Source organism: Undibacterium sp. GW821-FHT11H02 (genome assembly GCF_058808015.1).
The window spans coordinates 27,312-50,995 of sequence record NZ_JBXARG010000015.1; the positions used below are offsets into that span (position 1 = coordinate 27,312).

The following is a 23,684-nucleotide window of genomic DNA, read 5'->3' on the forward strand; positions in this document are numbered from 1 at the left end:
GATCGATGAAACGCTACAGTATTTTATTGAGTGCTGTGTTATTTCACTACTGCCTCCGGCTGCGCGCTCAAATTCTCTCCTTGCTATTTTCAGTACTACTTTTCATCGGTCTTGTTTGTACCCAGATAAATGTAGTGGCACGCGCCGACTCAATTCAATCCCTGCGCTTTAGTCATCTGACACAAGAACACGGCTTACCTAGTAGTAGCGTCATGAGCATGCTGCAAGATAAGCAGGGATTTATGTGGCTGGGTACGGCGAACGGCTTGGCGCGCTATGACGGACGCCAGATTAAAACATTTGAATATCAGGAAAAAAACCCGGCAAGCATCAGTAATCCCTTGGTTACGGCATTACTTGAAGACGATGATGCTGTGCTATGGGTAGGAACGCGTTCTGGCTTTGATCGTCTGGACTTGCGTACCGAAACAGTACAGCGCCAAGAGATACCGTCTGACCTGAGTCTACAAAACCGGCGTGTTAGTGGCATCGTTGCAGGACCCAACAAGAAGATATGGGTCGCGACCTACGGCGGCCTTTACCTATTCGATACCAAAGATCGTCAATTCTCATTATGGAAGTCGAGTGATACTCGTTTGCAAGGGCGGATTTTTGTGATTATCAGTGATGGGAAGGGCGGTGTTTGGCTGGGACAAGGAAATCATGTTGCCCATATTGAGCAAACGGGTCAATTGGGCTTGGTTTTTAGTACGATAGACACCGTGACTGCAATGGAAAGTAGTCCCGTAGATTTGCAAGTTCGTAGTTTGGCTTTTGATACCCAGCAAAGATTATGGGTAGGTATGGAGAGTGATTTGCAGATCTGGCAAGTGGACCAAAATCGTCCGCGCCGCGACCCCTTGCGCTATCAGTTTGAGTTGGATTCTGTCGTTGTACGGGCCATCGTGCGCGACAGTGAAGGCGCAATGTGGATAGGGCAAGGCGGGCAAAGTGGGATCAGTAAATGGGTAAATGGTAGTCAAAAAATTACCCAATATCGACATAGCCGCGCCATTTCCAGTAGCCTTAATTCAGGTGCAGTGCAAAGTGTGATGCAAGACAGTAATGGGAGCTTGTGGATAGGTACCAGTGATGGTGGTGCCGCACAGGCAGATTTACGCAGCAAGCGGTTTAGCTTGTATTTGAATGAGTCCATAGATGACAAGAATCTGGCCTCGCCAGTGGCGATGGCCATGAGTTTCGCTTCCGGGCATATGGCTTGGATAGGTACCTATAGCAATGGCTTAGTACGCTTAAATTTAGATAATGGCGAGGTACAGAAGGTTCCAGATAGCGTGATGCCACTATCAAAAATTAAAACACAATTACTGGCATCCGACGGCAAACTATGGATAGGTGGTGACGGCGGACTTTATGTCTACGATCCTCAACGTCAATTGAGCCAAGAAATCGCCCTGAATAATCAACTCGCTGCGGGCGCCTCTATCAGTTCTCTGGTAATCGATCATACTGGCGATCTGTGGGCGGGAAGCGCCTTAGGTTTGTATCGAATTAAGAATGCGCAAGGGCGTGATGTATCTGCCCGCTATGAAGCAAAAAATTATCGTAACGATAGTAAGGTAGAAGGTTCTTTGGGACATGATGTGGTCGATAGCTTATTGCTCGATGATACTGGTCGACTATGGGTCGGAACCAAAGGAGGCTTGTATCTATGGCGACCTGCGACCGAAAATTTTCTTGCCGCGATTCGTCCCGATAAATTAGTGCCGCAACCAGAAAAGTTAGCAATACAAGCCATGCGACAAGATCAGAAAAAAAGATTTTGGTTGGCAACCGAAGTCGGTTTGTTTGATATGACAGAAAACAATGGCATATGGCAATTGCGTTCCTGGTCGCAGGCTAAGAATATGCCACAAGCCGGATTTGATTCTATACAAGATGCCTTGAATGGCGAGATCTGGTTAGGCAATGACCTTGGTTTAACTCGTTTGATTCCAGAGCAAAACCTCGCGCGTTTTTATCCAGCCTTGACGCATTTTGGTGCAGGTATTAATTTTGGAGCCAGCGCACGGGGTCCTGATGGTAGTTTGTATTTTGGAACGAAGGGCTTGATTCGCTTTTTACCTGAGCAGTTACGCGATAACTTGCGCGCGCCCAAAGTTGTATTGAGCGATATTCTCATATTTAACCGCTCATTACATTCCGCAGCAAGCACAAGAAATACAGCAAATCAGACCGAACAAAACCAGCCTGATGGCGGTAATAGTTATTGGCGCAAATTAGTGAATCAGCTCAGCGGGCGAAATCCCGAACACGCCAGTTTGGAAGAAATCGGTGTCACAGGCGCCTTACATTTGGCACGACAAATCAGACTCACTCATAAACACGCGATGGTGAGTTTTCAATTATCTGCTTTACAGTATTTCAATCGTAATCAAAACCGTTATGCCTGGAAGCTGGAAGGTTCGGATGTTGATTGGATCGAAGGTTTGGGTGAGCAAGGAACTGCAACGTATACGAATTTAAATCCTGGGCGCTATCAATTGTTCGCCAAAGCGGCTAATCCCGATGGCGTCTGGAGTGATAGTACTCTACTGCTGGAGGTGGAAGTCTTGCCGCCATTTTGGCGTACCTGGTGGTGGTATGCTGTTTTATTTTTGGCTGTCTTTGCCAGCATCTTTATGATGTATCGTTTGCGCGTGAAGAGTTTTAGAGCCAATCAAAGTTATCTTGAACATGAGGTGGCAGCACGTACTGGCGAGGCGGTAGAACAAAGAGAGATTGCGGAACGCGCGAAGCAAGATATAGCCTTGCTGAGTGCGATGGGGCGCGAGATCACCGCCAGTCTGGATTCCGCCATGATCCAGCAAGTCTTATTTCAAAACGTGACTAAGCTGATTGCATCCATGTCGTTTGGTATCGGCATGGTGGATTGGGGCAGGCGCCAAATTGAGTTTCGTTTTGTGGTGGCAAATGGAAAAACAGTGGCGCCTTATCAGCGTAGCTTGGATGCACAAGAACAGCCTTCATCAATCTGTGTCTTAAGTGCTAAAGAAATTAAAATCGATGAATGTCAGATTGATAATCGCATGCAAGACTCGGTTAATCGAGAAAATGCAGAATCAGGTATCTTAGGTTTGCGTCATGTCGATGGAAGTGAACCACCGTTGGCCAAGTCGGGCATATTTGCCCCTATGATAGTGAAATCTAAAGTCATAGGCGTACTGTGCCTGCAGAGCGATCGCAGTCATGCTTTTACCTCCCGCGACCTGGACATCTTACGCACGCTCGCTGCCTACGCTGCTATCGCATTCGACAATGCCGATGCTTATCAATACTTGCAAATGACACAGGCGAAGTTAGTGGAACAAGAAAAGCTTGCGGCGCTAGGTTCGCTGGTCGCAGGCGTCGCACATGAATTGAATACACCACTGGGCAATAGCTTATTAACCGCCAGTACGATGCAAGAAATGAGCAGCAAGTTCTTGGCAGAAGTCGAGACCGGAAAGATGCGTCGTTCTAGTCTAGATGTCTTTGCCCGCGCCACCGAAACTTCTAGCACGCTGCTTGTTCGGAATTTATCGACGGCATCGGATTTGATTACCGGATTTAAACAGATCGCTGTCGATCAAACCTCCGATCAGAGACGGCAGTTCAATTTGAAGACCGTCAGTGAAGAAATCGCTTTGACCATGTCGAACCGGATAAAGCGAGAAGAACATGAGCTAAAAATTGACATGCCCGAAGTGATATTGATGGATAGCTATCCAGGGCCGTATGGACAAGTCTTAAGCAATATGATCATGAATGCGATAGTGCATGCCTTCGACGGCCGCAAGCATGGCATGATGAACTTGAAGGCAGAATTTGTTAATGACAAACAAGTGCGGATTATTTTTAGCGATGACGGTCATGGCGTCAGTGAAGCGAATTTGAACAAAATTTTCGATCCGTTTTTTACCACGCGTTTAGGACAGGGCGGTAGCGGTCTGGGTCTGCATATCTGCTATAACATTGTTTGCTCGGTATTAGGTGGCAGCATAGACGTGCGCAGCACCATTGAGAGCGGCACCAGTTTTGAGATCATCTTACCTCTGACAGCGCCACAACGTTAGCACTATGCCTCAAAGGCTTGTCGGTAAGGGTGTGTCGCGCACACCCTAGTGAATCCATTCATCAAGCCGCGATACCACTCGCATCAAAATAGCCATCAAACAAAATCGAACTCAAATAGCGTTCACCTGAGTCCGGCAATATGACTACGATGGTTTTGCCCGCGTTCTCGGGCAACTTGGCTAAGCGAACCGCCACAGCCGTCGCTGCACCACAAGAGATGCCCGCCAAAATGCCTTCTTCTTTTGCCAAACGTTGGGCATATTCGACCGCTTCTTCGTTACTGACTTGTTCTATCAGATCCACTAAAGATAAATCCAACACGTCCGGCACAAAACCGGCACCGATACCTTGAATTTTATGCGGCGCAGGTTTGATTTCCTGGCCCTTACGTTTTTGTGTCAAGACCGGACTTGCCGTCGGTTCAACCGCGACGGTCAAAATCGCTTTAGCTTGGGTTTGCTTGATGTAACGCGATACGCCGGTAATGGTGCCACCTGTGCCAACTCCGGACACGAAGATATCGACCTGACCTTCAGTATCTTTCCAGATTTCCGGTCCCGTGGTTTTTTCATGAATTGCTGGATTGGCTGGATTCTTAAATTGCTGTAACAGTACATAACGATCAGGATCACTGGCTCGAATTTCTTCTGCTTTTGCGATCGCACCATTCATACCTTTGGCGCCTTCTGTCAAAATCAGTTTTGCGCCGTAGGCGACTAATAATTTGCGGCGTTCTATGCTCATCGTTTCGGGCATCGTCAAGGTCAAGGGTATGCCTTTCGCTGCAGCGACAAACGCCAGCGCGATACCGGTATTGCCGCTGGTTGGTTCTATCAATTCTTTACCGGGTCCAAGCAATCCACGTGCTTCAGCATCCGCCACCATCGCAGCACCAATCCGACATTTCACCGAATAGGCAGGATTACGACCTTCAATCTTCGCCAGCACAGTCGCACCAGCGCCGTCCGTAATGCGGTTTAATTTAACTAAGGGAGTACGACCGATAGAATCGGCATTATTTTGATAAACAGGCATAAGTTCCTCAATGCAGTAGGGGACTAACAGGGATGTTGAGCATAAGCGAGTATGCAATAAGTTCAAAAGACTATAAGCGCATATTCATATATGGATTTGATGGGATTAGGGTGGCGAGCTCGCTGAGTAATGGGGCGTGTTTCAGGTGTTTTGATTGAATCGCTAAAGCTTGAAGTGTTGGTTTTACAATGCTGACATTCTTCAAAACTTGCGAGTTCCCTGTCACTGTAAAAATGCATTCCTGTAAATAGTATTTGTGTACAATGAGCGCAATCTACTTAGCTATTTTGTGTATAAGGCAGCGCTTAAGCGCACAGTTTAGCTTTGAAAAAAATGGTTTTGTGTTGATCGATATTGAGTCGTTTACCTCGGGATAATCAATGAAATTTAATTTGCTAGTCTTAATTCTCATAGTTAATTTGACGGCTTGTGCAAAGAAGGAAGACACTGGCGGCGTAGTTTCAACGCCACGAACAAATTCAGCTGATAAAGCCACTAATCGATATCTAGCCTACCAGCACGCAATTACCGTGGATACGGAAGAGCAAAAAATATCGGCTGTTTTTGAGTCTGTACAAAGCAAATGTCGTAGCGCCACTGATGAGTTTTGCGAGATATTGGAGTCTAGACTAAGCACTGGTCAGACTGCCTCAGCTTTCTTGAAATTTCGTGCCAAACCAAGTGGGATACAGAAGCTAATTGCTGCAATAAGTAAACACGCCGAAGTATCTGAGCAATCTAGCTCTGCTGAAGATCTCGCCAGCCCAATTTCTGATACTACGAAAAAACTGGAAATGCTAAAGGACTATCGTTTAAAACTTGAAGCTCTGCGCGACCGCGCTAAGAACGATGTCGATGCCTTGATCAAATTGAATAAAGAACTTGCGCAAGTTCAGAGCGAACTTGAAGCCATCAACGGAAAACATATCCATTTGATGCAGCGGGTGGAGACCGAGGTACTGATGGTGACAATTCGATCCGTGCAGAATCAATCATTTTGGCGCCCAATTGCAATCGCCATTACTGACTTTGGCGGTAATCTTTCTCAAGGGATCTCGGTTGCGATTACCGGTGTTGCTTATCTAATTCCCTGGACACTGTTATTGATGTTGATGGCATGGGCGGGGCGCAAATTTTGGCGTCGATGGAGAGCACGGTAGTACAAGGGCTTAGTTTTAAGCCCCGCTCATGAATATTTGTAGTGACGCCTAGCTAAGCCTTGGTCGTCACTCTATTTAGCCGGCAGCAAATCAAAACGTTGCCTGGTATTTTCTTCCACCGCCTTACGGGAATATAGTAGAGGGAAATAGTCACCTTTGACCCATAACTCGGCGAGATCTCTGTAGTGCGGACTCGCCGGATCACCGGATTGTCCTGGCGTATTGATGGCGCGTGAATTATCCCAATTGCCGACGTCGATCACGACGCGAAATGAAGGACCATTCAATTGTACGAAGTCTTGCAGGCGGTAGCTGGATTGATTGACCGTATGCGCACTGCCACCGCGTGGCAGATTGCCTACGTCGAATTGAGCCCGGGTATTGGCATCCACAATTGCAGACATCGCATGTTTGAATGGGGTTTTTTGTAGCTTACCCCAGCGCCAGTGTTTGCTGTCTTTGCCCTGTAGGCGTTCTAAACCTTGATAGGCCAGGCTCAAACTGCTTAAGAGTAAATCGTCGCGCGTCGCGCCTGCGATTTTTGAAGTAGACCCAAATTGCGCAGGCAAATGATTGACGCTTTCCAAATGTTGTAGCATGCGCGTCATGTCTGGCATGCTGGTGACTAGTCCAGCCTGGCTTCCTAACATAATATTCTTGTAGGCAGGAGCCAGGGTTTGTGTCAGCCAGACTTGAAATAAGGCAGCGGCGGGCGAATCGGCATGTTCAAAGTAATCCCAGTTTTTGAAAACCGCCAAGGCTTTTTGTTGGGTAACATCGTCTGTTTTTAGTCGGCTAGTTAAGCTCACTAAGCGCTTTGCGGGTAAGGAGAAAACATCATTTTGCAGGAGCATAGAGTCCTCTATCGAGATTTTTCTATTTTGCCCCAAAACCTCGGCTATACGTGAGTAGCGCGCGGGAAGTGGCCATTCAAACCCAAGCTTACGATTTTTTTGTGGATAGTTATTGGGCAGATTCATTTCGTTAGCCGACGCGAACCAAGCTGAGTGCGGGTTGTAGCTAGATGGCAGCTTGTCGCCCGACAGAAATCCCGACCATTCGTAACGTCCATCGCCTGGTACCGGCAGTAGCCCATCCCAATTATTTCGTATTGGTGTCATACCACCGGGTGCCCAGCCTATGTTGCCTTTGGTATCGGCATACACTTGATTCAGCGTTGGAGCGCCCCAGTGCCGCATGGCTTTTTTAAACTGCAAGAAGTTATTGGCGCGCATGTATTCGACACTGCCAAAATAGGGCGCCATGCCTGCTTGCAGCCATGCTGTTCGCACCGCGAAGGCACGATTTTTGTCAGACTCTATATAAATCACCGGGCCATGTCGTGTGAATGGCAGATCGACTTGTTGATCCGCTTGACCTTTGATTTTAAAAGTCTCGTTGTGCTGAGTAAAATTTTCCCATTTACCTTGGTATTTGTACTGCTGAGGATTCGCAGGATTGAGTTCGTAGACATATAAGTCTTCCTGATCGATCGCCATAATCGTCAAGCCAAATGAGATATTGCCGTTGTGGCCGATAGAGATACCGGGCAGTGCAGGCTCGCCAGCGCCGATTACATCCAAACCCGGTGCGCTCAAATGGGTGATGTAGCGCAATGATGGCGTGGAGTAGGCACGATGCGGATCGTTCGCCATAATAGCGCGCCCGGTGCTCGATTTAGCCGGTGCGATTACCCAATTGTTACTACCCTCCTGAGTCTCCAAGGCCGAATCATTGACCTGCATAGTGAGGGGTGTCGGCTGGACGGTTTGGCTTACACGTTTGCTATTGGCATCGAAAGTGACATTTTGCGTTGCCAGTGTGAATTGACGTAAAACGTCGTCGGGTAAGCAAGGATCTAAACCTGCCGGTACTTTCGTTTTCCAGCCATGACTTAAGCTTTGTCTGACTTCATCGAGCGCCAGATTACCTGTGCAGGCCAATCTGGCACGCGCCACTTCAGATGTCAGGTTACGCGTCAATCCATGACTGCGTATTCGCACCACATCTTCGACTTGCCATTTAGCCGGTTGATATTGCATGACTTTAAACTCAGGCGGCAATGCTTCTGGGTTCCTGCTTAAGTAGTCAATATAGGCATTAATTCCGGCGACGAAGCTCTTACTTAAAGTCTGCGCCTGAGTTCCATACGCGGCCCATTCTAGCGCCATATCGCCTCGGTACAAGAAAGCGCGTGCCGCTTTATCTTGCTCTATGTAAGATGAGCCAAACACTTCAGCGAGCTGTCCCAGACCACGTCTGCGCCACAAGTCAATTTGAAATAAACGATCTCTGGCCACATTGAATCCTTGGGCAAAAAAAAGATCCGCTTCGTTTTCAGCATAAATATGCGGGACACCCCAGTTATCAACCAAGATTTGGGCTTTGCTTTGTAGACCCGCTAGTTGCCAGCTTTGTTTGATATCTGTTTTGGCAGAATTATTTTGTGCGCTGGCTAGGCTTGGAAATAGAATCAGTAATAGTGCCAGGTGCAGTGTGAATCGTCGTGCCGGCTTTGCAATCGACGGCTTTTTAAAAAAATTTCTGTTCACGGCTAGTGGGCTTGATCTTGGCATGATGGCTGTTCTTTTCGTATCGCAATGGTGTGGCGTGTTTAGTGATCTTGAATGCTTGTTTAGCGCCACTGGCAGATCAGTGATAGTACTTGTGTTGTGGAGTAAAAGGGGGAATTAAATTGATTTCGTTCCTTGATTTACGCAGTTCGTCGCATTTCTTTGTTTTTAACTAAGTTGGCGCGTAGCATAGAAGCTTGCTAAATGTATTTGAAGTAATTGGATTTATTCAATGCTGATCAAATGAGATTGTTTTTCAAACTAAAATAAGACTGTACAAATCTGACCGCTCTGGTCATGGAAAAGGGGAAAAATGGAACACAGCTTCGATACTAAGGCGGCACCTGCCGCCGATGCGCCAAGCGCAAACTTCGTCCCGGTGGCCGCCAGTGAGCGGATACAAGCCTTGGATGTGGTCAGGGGATTTGCTTTAATTGGCATCTTTTTCATGAACATTGAGTATTTCAATCGCTCTTTTTTAGATTTTGGGACGGGCATACCGCCAGGTACTCACGGGATCGATTGGCTTGCCACCTATTTCGTTAACTACTTTGTTGCGGGTAAATTTTGGACTATTTTTTCCCTATTGTTTGGTATGGGATTTGCGGTGATGTTAAGCCGCGCTGAAGAAACAGACCGACCCTTCATTAAGCCGTATATCCGTCGAATTATCGCTCTCGCGATCTTTGGGTTTTTACATAATGTCATGCTTTGGTATGGCGATATTTTGCTCAGTTATGCTTTCACCGCTGGTGGTTTGTTGATCATCTTGTTTGGTCGCTGGAAGTGGATTTTGCTGAGCATTGTTGGTCTCGTTGGTTTCTGTTTCATTCCTGGTATGAATTCCTTTGGTGCGGTGGTTTCTGGTATCGCTTACATGGGCTTATTGGGTTTGTTTATTCGGAATGAAAAACAGGTCAACATGTTTGGTAAACAGATGCCGTTGTTTTCCGTTTTGTTTTTAGTTGTTGGACTCTTAGTCGGTTTGGCCGCATTGGCATGCTGGCTTGTACCTGCTATGAAAGAAGGTCGTAATCCTATGACCGCGATGGCATTTGTATTCTTGACGATTGCTGTTTTGTCTGCTCGTTATCATCAACCAGCAACAGCCCGTTTTTGGCGCGCCGGCGTTTTGATTTATTGCTTGCCATTTTTGATTGGTACCGTGTTTGGCATCATTGCGTATCAACAGCCTGTTAGTAGCGTGTTTAATTCGCCTGAAGCGGTTCAGCTTGCAGCACAAAAAGCACAAACCAAAGCTGCAGAAGAATTGAGTAAAAAGACCGCAACAGCAGAGGTCAAATCAGTACCGAGTGCAAAAGCAGAAGCGAAAAAAGAAGACCCTAAAGTAGTGAAAACTGACGCGCAAAAGAAAATAGAGCGTGACGCAGATTCTATTAATTATATTCAGGAAAATAGAATTAAGATCGCGAAGGATGTCGAGGTCTTGAGCCATGGTAGCTATTGGGATACCGTCAAGCAGCGTTTTGATCGACTCATGGAAGGGCCTTTTAATCCTGCAGGTATGGCATTTGAAGCGATCGCTTTGTTCTTGCTTGGCTTGTGGTTTGTGCGCGCTAAGATAATTACCAAGGCTGCAGAGCATTTACCTTTGTTCCGCCAGATTGCGATCTTTGGCCTGCCTATCGGTTGGGGTTTAAGCGTATTGGCCAGCAGTATTGCGGTGAGCCATGTACCGGGTGTCTCCGGTGATGGCTGGCAGTTGTCCCAGATGCTGTTGAATTTAGGGAATTTGCCGACATGCCTCGCTTATCTTAGTATCGTCGTTTTGATGTTGCATAGTAATTCTGTGTTCTCCAAAATCAAAGTACTCGCACCTTTTGGCCGTATGGCACTGACCAATTATTTAATGCAATCCTTGATACAAGCGAGCTTCTTTTATGGTTGGGGATTGGGACATTTTGGTTTAGGTCGTGCACAGCAATTAGGTTTTGCGGTCGGTGTGATCTGCTTGCAAGTGTTGTTTAGTCACTGGTGGTTGGCACGCTTCCGTTATGGCCCTATGGAATGGGTATGGCGTGCCGTGACTTACTGGCAAGTTCCTGCGATGAGAATTAGTCATCGTTCTTTGCACCCCCAAATGGGATAAAATTGCCTATAAAGCTAATTTGTAAGGCATAATCAAAAAAGCGCTTTGATGCAGATCGAAGCGCTTTTTAATTTAGTCCAGGTGAGGGGATATATGCAAAACGACAGTACAACTGCAGTCGATCAGTTACCGACAATATCTGAGGGCAGCGTATCTATACCTGATGCGCCACCAGCCTTAGTGCCGGTATCAGAAAAAGAACGCATTGCCGTCCTTGATGTAATTCGTGGTTTTGCGCTCATCGGCATTTTTTTGATGAATATTGAGTTTTTTAATCGCGCCGTGGGGGAATTAGGCGAAGGCATGCCAGCCGGATTGAGTGGTCTGAATTGGTTGGCGAGTTATGTCATAGCGTATTTCGTCGCCGGTAAGTTCTGGACCATATTCTCGCTCTTATTTGGCATGGGCTTTGCCTTGATGCTGACACGCACGGAGGCGAAGGGTCAGGATTTTCTTACACCTTATTTTCGTCGCTTAATTGCCTTGGCGATTTTTGGCGTGTTGCATCATATTCTAATTTGGCCTGGCGATATCTTGTTTAGTTATGCTATTGGCGCGGCTGGCTTGTTGCTGATCTTGTTTGCAAAATTGCGTTGGATATTTCTGGCTGCCATCGTTTTAGCTCTGTTCGCTTTCGTTCCCTTTTTAAATCAGGTCGGCGCTATCGCGGTGGCATTGACTCTACTTGGTGGAATCGCTTTTTTAATTCGCACTGAGGCGACGATTAAATTTTTTGGTAAAACCATGCCCATCACGGCTGCCGTATTGTGCGTCTTGGGTGGGATTACTTTGTTAATTAGCATGGCTGGTTTCTTGGTGCCAGCGATGAAGGACTTGCGTGGCGTAATTTTTTCCGCAGGATTCTTCTTCCTACTCGCGTCAATATTGACGCGTACTCATCAGCCCAAAGAAGCGCGTCCCTGGAAAATTGGCAGTTTGCTTTACTGTACTTTGTTTATCTCTATGATTATCGGTGGCGGATTTGAGTATTGGGGAGGCAAAGAGACGCCCGCGCCTGTCAATAAAATGGAAACGCAGACCGCGAATACCGCGGCAGCTTCAAATACGTCCGCTTCAAGCTCGGCGAGCAAGTCTGTAACGCCAAGTGCTAGCGGCCCTGTGGATCAAAGTGATGCTGCTAAGCGCAATGCAGCATTAGTGGAAAAAAAGAAAAAACAACTGGAGCAAGAGAAAAAGAAAGAAGCTGACAATCAGTTGGAAGTACAAATTCTGACTAAGGGAACTTATTTTGACGCGGTGAAATTTCGGGCCAAAGAATTTGCTGAAAATTGGACGAATGTGACGATTTTTAGCGTGTTGATCAATTGTATGTTCCTGATCGGTTTTTGGTTTGTGCGCTCTGGGATTATGGATAATACGCAGGCGCATCTGCCTTTATTCAGAAAACTCGCACTGTTTGGTCTACCCGTCGGAATAGGTTTGGGTATCGCAGGTAGTTTGATCACGACCGCACCGGTCAAAGGATTGGAAAATGATCCATTTACCTTCGCCACCGGGCTTCTTTATTTAGGAAATCTCCCTGCCTGCTTAGCTTATGTCAGTGTCTTGGTTTTGATGTTCAATAGTTCAGGCGTTTTGGCGAAAGTAAAATTGCTGGCACCATATGGTCGCATGGCACTAAGCAATTATCTGTCGCAGTCGATTATTTGTTCCGCGTTTTTTTATAGTTATGGCATGGGCTATTACGGTATGCAACGTGCGCATCAAGTGGTGTTTGTTTTGGTTGTGGTGATTTTGCAGCTGATGTTTAGTCACTGGTGGTTGAGTAAATTCCGTTATGGACCTATGGAGTGGGTGTGGCGCGCCGTGACGTATTGGAAGCTGCCCGCGTTCAAAATTTAATAAAAACTAGCACCGGTGCGGACGACAGCGCCAGCAAATAAAAAAGGCTTATTTGAATTCAAATAAGCCTTTTTCTTATAGCTGACAAAAATTATTTTAGGACTTTACGCAACCAATTTCCTATATCGATAATTTCATGTGGCGATACTGAATGCTGCATCCAGTAGTCATGCCATTCAATCGTATATCCGAGGCTGAGCAAGAGATCACGTGATTGTTGTGCACGTTGGATAGGGATGACTGGATCGACCGTTCCGTGCACTAAGAAAATAGATGTGGCTTGATTTGCAGCGTGACGTTCAGCTGCGACTTTATCCGCCAGTGGAACATAGCCAGACAAGCCCATGATGCCTGCTAGTTTTTGCGGATGACGTAAGCCAGTCTGCAAGCTCATTGCACAGCCTTGCGAAAATCCAGCCAGGACGATTTTGTCGGTAGGGATACCACGCGCATTTTCGCGTGCTATGAGTGCTTCGATTTGTTGCTGTGACAGGCGCAGGCCAGCTTCATCTTCGCGCTTATTGATATCGGTGCCGGCAGCGGCGATGTCATACCAAGCGCGCATGATGTAGCCACCGTTTAAAGTGACTGGAATCTGCGGTGCATTTGGAAATACAAAACGAATCGCTGGGCAATCTCGCAAATCTAATTCTTTTACGATAGGTACAAAGTCGTTGGCATCGGCACCTAAGCCGTGCATCCAGATCACTGCGGCAGTTGGATTGCTGCCGCTTTCGATTTCTACGGTTTCTAAGAGTTCTGTCGTCATGAGGATTATTCTGGTGTTTTTACGCGCAATGCGGATTTAGGGCGGAATACTTTGCACACAGCCTCATGAGTTTCCACATAGGGACCACCAATCAAGTCTATGCAATAAGGCACTGCGGCGAAAATACCAGCGACCAACTGTTTGCCATCGGCGTCTTTTAATCCTTCTAAGGTTTCTTTGATGGACTTAGGCTGGCCTGGCAGGTTCAAAATTAAGGCTGCGTGATCGGTCGTTTCACGTATCACTGCAACTTGGCGCGACAAAATCGCCGTCGGCACAAACTGTAAACTAATCTGGCGCATTTGCTCGCCAAAGCCTGGCATTTCTTTAGTCGCCACAGCTAAGGTCGCTTCCGGCGTGACGTCGCGTCGTGCTGGACCGGTGCCGCCTGTGGTGATCACCAGGTCGCAGCGAGCCTGATCGACTAAGTCAATTAAAGCTTGTTCAATCGCCGGGCGCTCGTCAGGAATTAAACGCGTTTCCATTACCCACGGCGTGCTCAGTGCGGCGCCGAACCACGCTTGTAATGCAGGCAGACCTTGATCTTGATATACACCGGTGGAAGCGCGATCAGAGATCGACACCAAGCCTATCTGCAAAGCACGATCTAAATCAGTTGTCGTCATCTTCTGCATCTTCGTCGTTTTCTGCATCGTCGTCGGATGCATGAGCGGCTTTGTTTTTGTTTTGGATTTCTTTCAAGATCTGGAAGATTTCACGATAGGCTTTTGGTGGTTTGTTTTCTGCTTGTTCTTTGCGTGCATTGCGAATTAAGGTGCGCAAATGTTGAACGTCGAGTTCAGGATTTTCTGCCATTAATTCGGTCAGAGCCTCGTCTTTCGTCAATAACTTTTCGCGTTTGCGTTCTAATGAATGCATCGCAGCAGTTTCAGACTTGGAAGCACCTTTCCAGCTATCGATAGTCTTTTGAATCAGCGCTACTTCGGCTTCATCTAAAGTGCGCATCTTTTTGCCAACGTATTGCATTTGGCGACGACGACCTTCGTGGTTGGTGATGTTCTGGCATTCCAGAATGGCGTCACGTACATCTTCTGGCATAGGAACGCGTTTGACGCGATCGCGTGCAGAGTCCACTAACTCTTGCCCCATTTTTTGCAGAGCCGTCATTTGACGCTTGAGTTCGGATTTGGATGGGCGGTCGTATTCTGGTTCAAACTCGTTGGACTGATAGCCGCAAGAGCCTCGATTCGGATTTGGCATTGGTAAATCTTCTATAAACTTATTGAAACGACTGCTATGATACTCTCTTTATCCTTTCAGCTAAAGAAACAGAAGCTATGTCTAAACCAGTTTTTACCCATACTCAGGATCAATTTAAACAAATTACCCAGGATATGTTGCGCATTGCCCGTGACAAAGGTGCAACAGATGCGGCGGTAGAAGTCAGCGAAGGTGGTGGTTTGTCGATTAGTGTACGTAAAGGTAAGGTCGAGACCATAGAGCAGAATCGCGACAAAGGCATAGGAATAACGGTTTATGTAGGTAAGAAGCGCGGAAATGCCAGCACTTCTGATTTTTCTATTAAGTCCCTTGAAGATACAGTCGAAGCAGCTTACAACATCGCTCGTTTCACCGCCGAAGACGATTGCGCGGGTTTGCCTGATGCCGAGATGCTAGAAATGCATCCTCAAGATTTAAAGTTATTTCACCCCTGGTTAGTCACTGCTGAAGAGGCGATAGAGCTGGCTTGTCGCACCGAAGCAGCGGCCTATGCCGTAGATAAACGGATTACGAATTGTGAGGGTGCCAGCGTTCATGCGCAACAATCGCATTTTGTGGCGGCCAATTCTCGCGGCTTTGTGGGAGGCTATCCATTTTCCCGTCATACGATTTCGGTGGCGCCGATTGCGGGTAAGGGCTCTAAGATGCAGCGTGACGATTGGTATACCTCACATCGCAATCATAAGAAAATGGCGACACCCGAGGCGATAGGACATTATGCCGCCGAACGTGCTCTGGCGCGTTTGAACGCCCGTACCATCGACACGCGCAAGTGCCCGGTTTTGTTTGAAGCACCATTGGCTGCGGGCTTATTGGGGGCTTTTGTACAGGCGGTTTCCGGTGGTGCTTTGTATCGTAAATCGACCTTCTTGCTTGACACGCTAGGCAAACAAATTTTCCCGAATCACATTCAAGTGTTGGAAGACCCGCATCTGCTTGGTGCAGTTGGTTCCTCACCATTCGATGATGAAGGTGTTAAGACTTTGAAGCGCGAAGTAGTGACGAATGGTGTTTTAAATGGCTATTTCCTGTCAACTTACTCAGCCCGTAAATTGGGCATGCAAACGACCGGTAATGCCGGTGGTTCACATAATCTGAATTTGACTTCAAGCCTGACCAAGCGCGGCGATAATTTTGCGCAAATGTTAAAGAAAATGGGCACGGGTTTGTTGGTTACCGAGTTGATGGGGCAGGGTGTGAATTATGTGACCGGTGATTATTCTCGCGGCGCATCGGGCTTTTGGGTAGAAAACGGTGTGATTCAATATCCGGTCGAGGAAATCACGATCGCTGGCAATATGCGCGAGATGTTTGAAAATATCGTCGCCATTGGTAATGATACTTTGACGCGTGGTACCAAGACGACGGGATCGATTTTGATAGAAAGCATGACCATCGCTGGCAGTTAGATTTTTGCAGCTATGCCTCAGCATGGTTGGCGCATAAGCATGCAAGGAATTTTTTGCGCATTTTTGTATCAGAACTGTGATTTATTTTGACTCTGACCTCAATCCAGACTTAAACCCAAACTTTAACCTTTAACCATACTTAAAACGGAGATCGCATGGAACGTCGTTCATTTCTAAAAAAAGCGGCTGTAGGTACTGCTGCCGGGGCTGTTGCTGCACCAAGCTTAGCCGCAGATTTGCCTACGCTTAACTGGCGTCTGGCATCGAGTTTTCCCAAAAATCTCGATACTATTTATGGCGCTGCAGAGACTTTTTGCAATCGCATTAAAGAATTGACCGATGGGAAGTTCAATATACGTCCCTATGCCGCACCTGAAATCGTTCCCTTTAACGCTGTGTTGGACGCGGTGAAAGATGGGACGGTGGAAGTAGGACATACTGCTTCCTATTACTACTATGGTAAGGATGCAACTTTCGCTTTTGATTGTGCGGTGCCATTTGGTATGACCTCTCGTCAACAAACTGCCTGGATGCTGCATGGTAATGGTATGAAGTTGATGCGTGAATTCTTTGCTGAGCATAATGTGGTGAATTTCTTAGGCGGGAACACCGGTACACAAATGGGCGGTTGGTTTCGCAAAGAAATCAAGAGTCCCGAAGATCTCAAAGGATTGAAGTTTCGCGTAGGTGGATTTGCCGGTAAGGTGTTGGCAAAACTGGGGACGATCCCCGTTCAGGTTGCAGGTGGTGAGATTTATACCTCACTAGAAAAAGGCGCGATCGATGCGGCAGAATGGGTAGGCCCGTATGATGATGAAAAACTAGGATTTAATAAAGTTGCTAAGGTTTATCATTATCCAGGCTGGTGGGAAGGTGGTGCGCAGCTCTCTTTCTACGTTGGTAAAAAAGAGTGGGATAAATTGCCGAAACTGTATCAAGCGGCAATCGAAACGGCGAGTCTGGAAGCGCATGTGAATATGCAAGCCAAATACGATGCCCGCAATCCTTCTGCTTTAGCGCGTTTAATCCAAGACAAGACCATCTTGAAGCCTTTCCCGCAGTCCGTGATGGAAGCCTGCTTTAATGCAGCGCAAGAGACGTTTAGCGAAGAGGCAGCCAAGAATCCTAAGTTTAATAAAGTCTATCTGGATTGGGTGGCTTTCCGTAATAATCAAGGCCAATGGTTTAATGTCGCCGAACAGTCATTTGCCCGATTTAGTATGGCGCGTAAGTTGAAGTAAGTAAATTTTGATTCTAAAAAATAGCTCAGTGAATTAATTTTCACTGAGCTATTTTTTTGTCCGCATACCAAACCTGATCAATTAGTTTTAGCAGTAACTGACACAGCAGGTCTTACAGTGAATGGGCTGGAGATGTTTGGGTGTCTCTCAATTCATCAAGCGAATTTTCTTTTGGCAAATCAAATGAAGGCGCAGGGGTATCGTCCATCGGGGTGCTGATGTCTAATTGAATCTCTTCTTTTTTGGCTTCCACACTATCGGTAGACACTAACTTGGGAAATGCGATGATCAAGCCGACCATGATAATTTGTATCAATACAAATGGTATTGCGCCCCAATAGATATCGCTGGTTCGTATCGCTTTAGGTGCAACCGAACGCAGATAGAACAAGGCAAAACCAAATGGCGGATGCATAAACGAGGTTTGCATATTCACGCCGAGTAGCACGCCGAACCAGATCAAGTTAATACCTAGTTTCTCGGCAACTGGACCCACCAAAGGTACCAAAATAAATGCTAATTCAAAGAAGTCGAGGAAAAACGCCAATACGAAAAACAAGATATTGACTACGATTAAGAAGCCGATCTGACCGCCTGGCAAACCGGTCAACAGATGTTCTACCCACAGGTCACCGTTGATGCCGCGGAAGACCAAAGAAAAGACAGTAGAGCCGATCAAAATAAACATCACAAAACATGACAGGCGAGTGGTGGAGTCCAAGGCTTGCTTGGTCAATTTAAGATCGAGCCTGCCGTTTAATAGCGCCAAAAGTATCGCGCCGCAAGCACCCATGCCGCCACCTTCCGTTGGGGTGGCTATCCCAAGGAAGATTGTACCCAATACCAAGAAAATGAGGGCTAGGGGAGGGATTAAAACGAAGACCACTTGTTCTGCCATGCGCGACAATAAACCGATTTTGAATTGGCGATTAAGGAAAGCAAGCGCGAATGCGAAACCTATGCCTACGGTTGCAGAGAAAATGCAGACTGCATCAAATGCGATCTCGGGATGTTTAGCTTGATAATAGCGTGCAAATGCAAAGCTGGCGCCGGTTGCCGCTGCCATCAGTAATGTGAGTGAAATAATGCCACTATCGCCGTTGGCTTGACGTAAATTACGCGCCTCCAGCGGTAAGGCTGGCACCCATTTCGGACGAACTATAGACAAGATGAAAATGTAGAGCGCGTACATTGCGGTGAGCAACAAGCCAGGCAAAAATGCGGCTTGGTACATATCGCCAACGGAGCGCCCCAATTGATCCGCCATCACAATCAATACTAATGAAGGTGGAATGATTTGTGCCAGAGTGCCAGACGCTGCAATCACGCCTGAGGCAACTTTCTTATCGTAACCATACTTGAGCATAATTGGCAGCGAGATTAAGCCCATAGAGATCACAGAAGCGGCAACGACCCCAGTGGTCGCCGCTAACAGGGCGCCAACAAAAATAACCGCATAGGCGACGCCACCGCGTAAAGGACCAAACAACTGACCTATCGTATCAAGTAAGTCTTCCGCCATGCCGGAACGCTCTAGTATCAATCCCATGAAGGTAAAGAAAGGGATGGCGAGTAAGGTGTCATTCGACATAATGCCGAAAATGCGGTTGGGAATAGCTTGCATGAGCTCAGGTTTTAGCAAGCCCAATTCTATCCCGATAAAACCAAAAACTAAGCCGTTGGCAGCTAAAGCGAACGCAACAGGAAAGCCCGATAGCAAGAAAATCACTAGGGCGGCAAACATGATAGGCGCCATATTGGCGATCAAAAAGGCAGTCATCACTAGTCTCTTTTTATTTTATTTGGTTGGCTTCTTTGATCGCCGCGATTTCATCTTCGGGCGTGACCACGTGTTTTTCGAAAGCACTCGCTTCAACCACGCCGCGTAAAAAACCAAGGCGTTTGATGATTTCTGAAAAACCTTGCAGCAACATCAGCAGAAAGCCCAGAGGGATCAATAATTTTGCCGGCCAGACGATTAAGCCACCTGCATTACTCGACATTTCTTGGTTTTGTATAGAGTGCCAGGCATACGGGACACCCAAGTAGAGTATCAGTGCCACCATAGGGAGTAGGAAGAAGACGAAACCAAACAAGTCTATCCAAACTTGAGTACGTTGCGAAAACCGTCCTGTGATAACGTCTATCCGCACATGTTCGTTGCGCTTTAAAGTATAGGGCGCTCCGAGTAAGAATACGGCAGAGAACAGATACCATTGAATTTCTAGCCAGCCATTCGAGCTATTATTCAAGGCATAACGAACCAGAGCATTGCCACTGCAAATCAAAACGGCTGCCAATAGTGCCCAGCTAATTGCCTGACCTATGGTCTCATTGAGCGCATCAATTTTTTTCGAAATAAATAGTAGAGCCTGCATGTTTTGTCCCCATTGTAGGCGTGATCGTTTTTATGTTGGTTTTGTAAGTGATAAATGAGAACGATGCGGAAGCCTGTTTCGATTTCCGCACCGCTACTTTGCATCAAGCCATCTCTTAGATCGTCGCAATTTGTTGACGCAGCCGGGTAATGGCCAGGCGCACTTGATTCGGGGCTGTGCCGCCGATATGGTCACGAGCTGCAACTGAGCCTTCTAAAGTTAATACTTGGAAGACATCTGCTTCAATCAAAGCAGAGAAGGCTTGCAGGTCGCTCAGGCTCATATCGCTTAGGTCGCAAGCCTTATCCACACAAGTCCTAACCGCGAGCGCAACCGCCTCATGCGCATCACGGAAAGGTAAACCTTTTTTCACCAGATAGTCAGCTAAATCGGTTGCCGTTGCATACCCTTGCAATGCCGCTGCACGCATGGCTTCAGGTTTTACCGTGATGCCAGTTGCCATGTCCGCAAAAATACGTAAGGTGTCAATGACTGTGTCGGCGGTATCGAACAGCGGTTCTTTGTCCTCTTGATTGTCTTTGTTATAGGCTAATGGCTGACCTTTCATTAAAGTCAGTAAGGCAATCAAATTGCCATTGACACGACCAGTTTTTCCGCGCGCCAATTCGGGTACATCTGGATTCTTCTTTTGCGGCATGATGGATGAGCCAGTGCAAAAACGATCTGCAATATCGATAAAACCGACGCGCGGGCTCATCCAAATGATGAGTTCTTCCGACATACGTGAGATATGAGTCATGATCAAGGATGCAGCTGCACAGAACTCAATGGCGAAGTCGCGATCAGATACCGCATCCAAAGAATTATGGCAAACATCGTCAAAACCCAAAGTGCGGGCGACACGTTGACGATCAATTGGGAAGGTGGTGCCAGCCAGAGCAGCTGCACCGAGGGGCAAACGATTGACCCGCTTGCGGCAATCTGTCAAACGTTCTGCGTCGCGGCCAAACATTTCTACGTAGGCCAAAATATGGTGCCCGAATGTGATAGGTTGCGCCACTTGCATATGCGTAAAACCAGGCAATATAGTGTCACTGTGTTTTTCGGCCAAATCTAATAAAGCTAAACGGAAAGCAGCTAACAAGTCCAAAATAGTGTCTATCGCTGCGCGCATATACAGACGGATATCGGTCGCGACCTGATCATTACGTGAGCGGCCCGTATGCAAGCGTTTACCGGCATCGCCAACTAATTCGGTCAGACGCTTTTCGATGTTCAAATGCACATCTTCCAAATCCAATAGCCATTCAAATTGGCCCGCTTCTATTTCGGCGCTGATTTGCGCCATACCGCGTTGAATGTCCGCATAGTCTTGGCTGGAAATAATGCTCTGTGCTTGCAACATTTCTGCGTGCGCCAATGAGCCTTGGATGTCAAAAGCCGCCATGCGATTATCAAAAAATACGGAGGCGGTGTAACGTTTCACCAAATCGGAGACAGGTTCTGAGAAACGTGCCGACCAAGCCTCGCTTTTTTTGGAAAATTGTGATGTCATAGTGAAATAAATTAAGATAAAAAATGAAACTAAGTGAAACTACCAAGAGCAACAGTTGAATTTTTTATACTGACGTCGTTTGCGCTGATTGCGCTGCATTAAGGAACTAACTTAACGAATTATCTAAGTGTGTGATTTTGTCACAGTCCGCCAGTCGTGGCGATGTATCGCCAGCCAGTGTTACTTTGTAGTGTAAAAACGCCGCCGATTATACCGCGAGTCGCTTGTGCTTAAGCGATTTCTGTCGAATTTTGGTCTAAGTTCGCTCAAGTTGAGCTGATTTGGTTTCAAGCTGTGAAGAACACCAGGAAATTTTTTGAGACGAGTCTTGGCGGTTTTGATTTTATGTGGAATGTAATGAATACGTCTTTAGAGCAAAGTAAGCAACGCCAACCGCAGGAAATTCTGATCCCTGATTACTGTAATTTAGGGATACTGATTCGTGTCTTGCTATCCGTGAATATCATCGTCTTGTTATGCTTGTTAGCTAGAGGTCAAGGCTTGGCGCAGAATTTTCGTGATTTTGTAGACACAACGATGTTGGTGGAGTTGATTTGTTTGTTATCGCTGAGTATTTTGTGTGGATTTCGACGCTTATTGGAAAGACAAACGGCGGCTAACTGGATGCAGCGAGTTGTGTGCGGGACCGTACCCGCTATCGTTTGTTTTTTTGTGTTGACCATGTTTATGCGTGTCGATTGGTTCATCTATGGGTTTCCGAATTTGCATTTGGGATTTTCCACCTGTTTGTGTTTTTTTATGGGACTCGGTTATCAACATTATTTTGAACTACGCACCCGCGCTTTTTCGCCTGCTTTGGGTGAAGCGCGCTTGCAAGCCTTACAAGCGCGGATAAGGCCACATTTTCTATTTAATAGTTTGAATGCGGTATTGTCACTGATTCGTACCGATCCTCGTCGGGCGGAAAATGCGCTGGAAGATTTGGCTGACTTATTTCGCGTACTCATGCGCGATACGCGAGATATGAGTACTTTGCAAGAAGAGATTACTCTGTGCAAACAATATCTGGCGATAGAAAAAATTCGTTTGGGTGACAGGTTGGAAGTTGAGTGGCAAGTGAGGTATCTCAATCCCACGGAATTAAGTAGTAGCAAAATTCCTGGATTGTTATTGCAGCCTTTATTAGAAAATGCCGTGCACTACGGTGTTGAACCTGCGACAAATCCTGCTCCGATACAGATATTCATCCAAAAAAGCTTGGATAAAATTGAAATAAAAGTCATAAACGTCTATCATCCTCATGCACAATTGCCTTCGGGAAATCACATGGCATTAGAGAATATTCGTCAGAGATTGAAGCTGCTGTACGATATCGAAGCACAGTTGCACAGCGAGATTGTCGACGATAAATTTGAAGTGAAATTATTATTTCCAGACAAGACTTAAATGGGACGAGCATGAATCGACCAGCTATTTTGATTGTTGATGATGAAGCTCCCGCCCGGGAGCGAATGAAAATTCTGATTTCTGATATACAAGAAACTTGCCCCTGCGATTTGGTCGGCGAGGCATCAGACGGCCAGGCTGCGCTAGACTTATTGGTCGAAAAAAATCCCGATATTATTTTATTGGACGTGCAGATGCCAGGTATGACAGGGATAGAATTAGCGCAGCATATTGCCCTTGCTAACTTGGCAAACACGCCCGCGGTCATTTTTGTCACAGCCTATGATGAGTATGCTTTAAAGGCGTTTGAAGTGCATGCAATGGATTATCTATTAAAGCCAGTACGGGCTGTGCGTTTGGCAGAAGCGGTGCAACGGATTGCCTTGTTACGGGCACAAACGCAAGTTCAAGTAGCTCCGGGGCAATCACAATTCCCCAGGCAGAATCAACTACTCGATAGCTTAAAACCTATCGTCAAAACACGTCAAAATTTTTCTGTATTAGAAAAAAACCGGGTCTTGTTAATTCCCGTGCGTGATGTTTTATTCCTAAAGGCAGAACAAAAATATGTCACGATACAAACCAGAACACGTGCTTATTTAACCGAAGAATCCTTGGTATCAATTGAAGCCGAATTGGGCGAGGTTTTTGTGCGTGCCCACAGAAATGCGCTGGTTGCCCGTGACGCGATTATTGGTGTTGAACGTGCTGTGCATGTGGTTGATGCGGAACATGAAAACGAAAAAAATACCGATTCTTGGCAAGTGATAGTGCGCGAATCGGTCGAGCGCTTACCTATCTCCCGACGTCAATGGCCCGCCATTAAAGCATTGGTAAGATAAGCTTTTGAGATACGAAATCAGTCACTAATCAGTAGTCAAGGACGGTAGCAAAAATCGGAAGA

16 protein-coding genes are annotated in these 23,684 nt (G+C 46.7%); 8 read left to right on the plus strand and 8 right to left on the minus strand.

From position 1 onward, the window contains the following. Positions 1-134: 134 nt before the first annotated feature. On the plus strand, positions 135-4,076 hold the full coding sequence (locus AC1RR2_RS14870; protein ID WP_493223050.1) for a two-component regulator propeller domain-containing protein: 3,942 nt from the start codon (positions 135-137) through the stop codon (positions 4,074-4,076). Between the two features lie 61 nt (positions 4,077-4,137). Here the strand turns inward: AC1RR2_RS14870 and cysK are convergent, their stop codons facing one another. Further along, a complete protein-coding gene (gene cysK / locus AC1RR2_RS14875; protein ID WP_493223051.1) occupies positions 4,138-5,112 on the minus strand; it encodes a cysteine synthase A in 975 nt (324 codons plus the stop codon). Positions 5,113-5,492: 380 nt separating this feature from the next. On the opposite strand from cysK, the gene AC1RR2_RS14880 reads away from it, so the two are divergent. Further along, on the plus strand, positions 5,493-6,272 hold the full coding sequence (locus tag AC1RR2_RS14880) for a DUF4349 domain-containing protein (RefSeq protein ID WP_493223052.1): 780 nt from the start codon (positions 5,493-5,495) through the stop codon (positions 6,270-6,272). 71 nt (positions 6,273-6,343) lie between these two features. Here the strand turns inward: AC1RR2_RS14880 and AC1RR2_RS14885 are convergent, their stop codons facing one another. Then, on the minus strand, positions 6,344-8,848 hold the full coding sequence (locus AC1RR2_RS14885) for a penicillin acylase family protein (RefSeq protein WP_493223053.1): 2,505 nt from the start codon (positions 8,846-8,848) through the stop codon (positions 6,344-6,346). Between the two features lie 310 nt (positions 8,849-9,158). Here AC1RR2_RS14885 and AC1RR2_RS14890 point away from each other — a divergent pair, with 310 nt between their 5' ends. Both AC1RR2_RS14890 and AC1RR2_RS14895 read left to right on the plus strand, forming a co-directional pair. Then, a complete protein-coding gene (locus tag AC1RR2_RS14890; RefSeq protein WP_493223054.1) occupies positions 9,159-10,955 on the plus strand; it encodes a DUF418 domain-containing protein in 1,797 nt (598 codons plus the stop codon). Positions 10,956-11,048: 93 nt separating this feature from the next. Continuing rightward, the gene (locus tag AC1RR2_RS14895; RefSeq protein WP_493223055.1) at positions 11,049-12,818 is read left to right on the plus strand and encodes a DUF418 domain-containing protein; all 1,770 of its coding nucleotides are present in this window, start codon (positions 11,049-11,051) and stop codon (positions 12,816-12,818) included. Between the two features lie 91 nt (positions 12,819-12,909). Here AC1RR2_RS14895 and AC1RR2_RS14900 read toward each other — a convergent pair whose 3' ends face one another. Genes AC1RR2_RS14900 through yjgA form a run of 3 tightly spaced genes read right to left on the minus strand, consistent with a single transcriptional unit; the run spans position 12,910 to position 14,808 of the window. Then, complete coding sequence (locus AC1RR2_RS14900; protein WP_493223056.1) at positions 12,910-13,587, minus strand: alpha/beta hydrolase; 678 nt, start codon at positions 13,585-13,587, stop codon at positions 12,910-12,912. A 5-nt stretch (positions 13,588-13,592) separates the two neighbouring features. Then, positions 13,593-14,222 carry a molybdopterin adenylyltransferase gene (gene mog, locus AC1RR2_RS14905; RefSeq protein WP_493223057.1) on the minus strand — a complete coding sequence of 210 codons (630 nt, stop codon included), beginning with the start codon at positions 14,220-14,222 and terminating at the stop codon, positions 13,593-13,595. Beyond that, positions 14,200-14,808: a ribosome biogenesis factor YjgA gene (yjgA, locus tag AC1RR2_RS14910; protein WP_493223058.1), complete on the minus strand. Its 609-nt coding sequence runs from the start codon at positions 14,806-14,808 to the stop codon at positions 14,200-14,202. The genes mog and yjgA overlap by 23 nt, the downstream gene beginning before the upstream one ends. 77 nt (positions 14,809-14,885) lie before the next feature. Here yjgA and pmbA point away from each other — a divergent pair, with 77 nt between their 5' ends. Together pmbA and AC1RR2_RS14920 are read left to right on the plus strand one after the other, a co-directional pair. Beyond that, entirely contained in the window at positions 14,886-16,238 is a 1,353-nt protein-coding gene (gene pmbA, locus AC1RR2_RS14915) for a metalloprotease PmbA (RefSeq protein ID WP_493223059.1), read from the plus strand. A gap of 155 nt (positions 16,239-16,393) precedes the next feature. Then, positions 16,394-17,479, plus strand: a complete 1,086-nt coding sequence (locus AC1RR2_RS14920; protein ID WP_493223060.1) for a TRAP transporter substrate-binding protein — start codon at positions 16,394-16,396, stop codon at positions 17,477-17,479. A 112-nt stretch (positions 17,480-17,591) separates the two neighbouring features. Here the strand turns inward: AC1RR2_RS14920 and AC1RR2_RS14925 are convergent, their stop codons facing one another. The 3 genes from AC1RR2_RS14925 to argH all read right to left on the minus strand — a co-directional run bounded on the left by AC1RR2_RS14925 (position 17,592) and on the right by argH (position 21,373). Beyond that, positions 17,592-19,259, minus strand: coding sequence for a TRAP transporter large permease (locus AC1RR2_RS14925; protein ID WP_493223061.1), 1,668 nt, complete (start codon positions 19,257-19,259; stop codon positions 17,592-17,594). A 13-nt stretch (positions 19,260-19,272) separates the two neighbouring features. Beyond that, positions 19,273-19,857, minus strand: coding sequence for a TRAP transporter small permease subunit (locus tag AC1RR2_RS14930; protein ID WP_493223062.1), 585 nt, complete (start codon positions 19,855-19,857; stop codon positions 19,273-19,275). 115 nt (positions 19,858-19,972) lie between these two features. Next, positions 19,973-21,373 (minus strand): argininosuccinate lyase, encoded by a 1,401-nt coding sequence (argH, locus tag AC1RR2_RS14935; RefSeq protein WP_493223063.1) that lies wholly within the window; start codon positions 21,371-21,373, stop codon positions 19,973-19,975. A gap of 357 nt (positions 21,374-21,730) precedes the next feature. Between argH and AC1RR2_RS14940 the strand changes: the two genes are divergently transcribed. Both AC1RR2_RS14940 and AC1RR2_RS14945 read left to right on the plus strand, forming a co-directional pair. Further along, positions 21,731-22,780 carry a sensor histidine kinase gene (locus AC1RR2_RS14940; protein WP_493223064.1) on the plus strand — a complete coding sequence of 350 codons (1,050 nt, stop codon included), beginning with the start codon at positions 21,731-21,733 and terminating at the stop codon, positions 22,778-22,780. Between the two features lie 11 nt (positions 22,781-22,791). Further along, the gene (locus tag AC1RR2_RS14945; protein ID WP_493223065.1) at positions 22,792-23,622 is read left to right on the plus strand and encodes a LytR/AlgR family response regulator transcription factor; all 831 of its coding nucleotides are present in this window, start codon (positions 22,792-22,794) and stop codon (positions 23,620-23,622) included. The last annotated feature ends 62 nt before the right edge of the window (positions 23,623-23,684 follow it).

Excerpts from the sequence above, each read along its gene's own strand:
- argH (WP_493223063.1), bottom strand. The coding sequence starts at position 21,373 with ATGACATCACAATTTTCCAAAAAAAGCGAGGCTTGGTCGGCACGTTTC.
- AC1RR2_RS14890 (WP_493223054.1), top strand. The coding sequence starts at position 9,159 with ATGGAACACAGCTTCGATACTAAGGCGGCACCTGCCGCCGATGCGCCA.
- AC1RR2_RS14945 (WP_493223065.1), top strand. The coding sequence starts at position 22,792 with ATGAATCGACCAGCTATTTTGATTGTTGATGATGAAGCTCCCGCCCGG.
- mog (WP_493223057.1), bottom strand. The coding sequence starts at position 14,222 with ATGCAGAAGATGACGACAACTGATTTAGATCGTGCTTTGCAGATAGGC.
- AC1RR2_RS14895 (WP_493223055.1), top strand. The coding sequence starts at position 11,049 with ATGCAAAACGACAGTACAACTGCAGTCGATCAGTTACCGACAATATCT.
- AC1RR2_RS14880 (WP_493223052.1), top strand. The coding sequence starts at position 5,493 with ATGAAATTTAATTTGCTAGTCTTAATTCTCATAGTTAATTTGACGGCT.
- AC1RR2_RS14920 (WP_493223060.1), top strand. The coding sequence starts at position 16,394 with ATGGAACGTCGTTCATTTCTAAAAAAAGCGGCTGTAGGTACTGCTGCC.
- AC1RR2_RS14940 (WP_493223064.1), top strand. The coding sequence starts at position 21,731 with ATGAATACGTCTTTAGAGCAAAGTAAGCAACGCCAACCGCAGGAAATT.
- pmbA (WP_493223059.1), top strand. The coding sequence starts at position 14,886 with ATGTCTAAACCAGTTTTTACCCATACTCAGGATCAATTTAAACAAATT.
- AC1RR2_RS14900 (WP_493223056.1), bottom strand. The coding sequence starts at position 13,587 with ATGACGACAGAACTCTTAGAAACCGTAGAAATCGAAAGCGGCAGCAAT.
- AC1RR2_RS14925 (WP_493223061.1), bottom strand. The coding sequence starts at position 19,259 with ATGACTGCCTTTTTGATCGCCAATATGGCGCCTATCATGTTTGCCGCC.
- AC1RR2_RS14885 (WP_493223053.1), bottom strand. The coding sequence starts at position 8,848 with ATGCCAAGATCAAGCCCACTAGCCGTGAACAGAAATTTTTTTAAAAAG.
- cysK (WP_493223051.1), bottom strand. The coding sequence starts at position 5,112 with ATGCCTGTTTATCAAAATAATGCCGATTCTATCGGTCGTACTCCCTTA.
- yjgA (WP_493223058.1), bottom strand. The coding sequence starts at position 14,808 with ATGCCAAATCCGAATCGAGGCTCTTGCGGCTATCAGTCCAACGAGTTT.
- AC1RR2_RS14930 (WP_493223062.1), bottom strand. The coding sequence starts at position 19,857 with ATGCAGGCTCTACTATTTATTTCGAAAAAAATTGATGCGCTCAATGAG.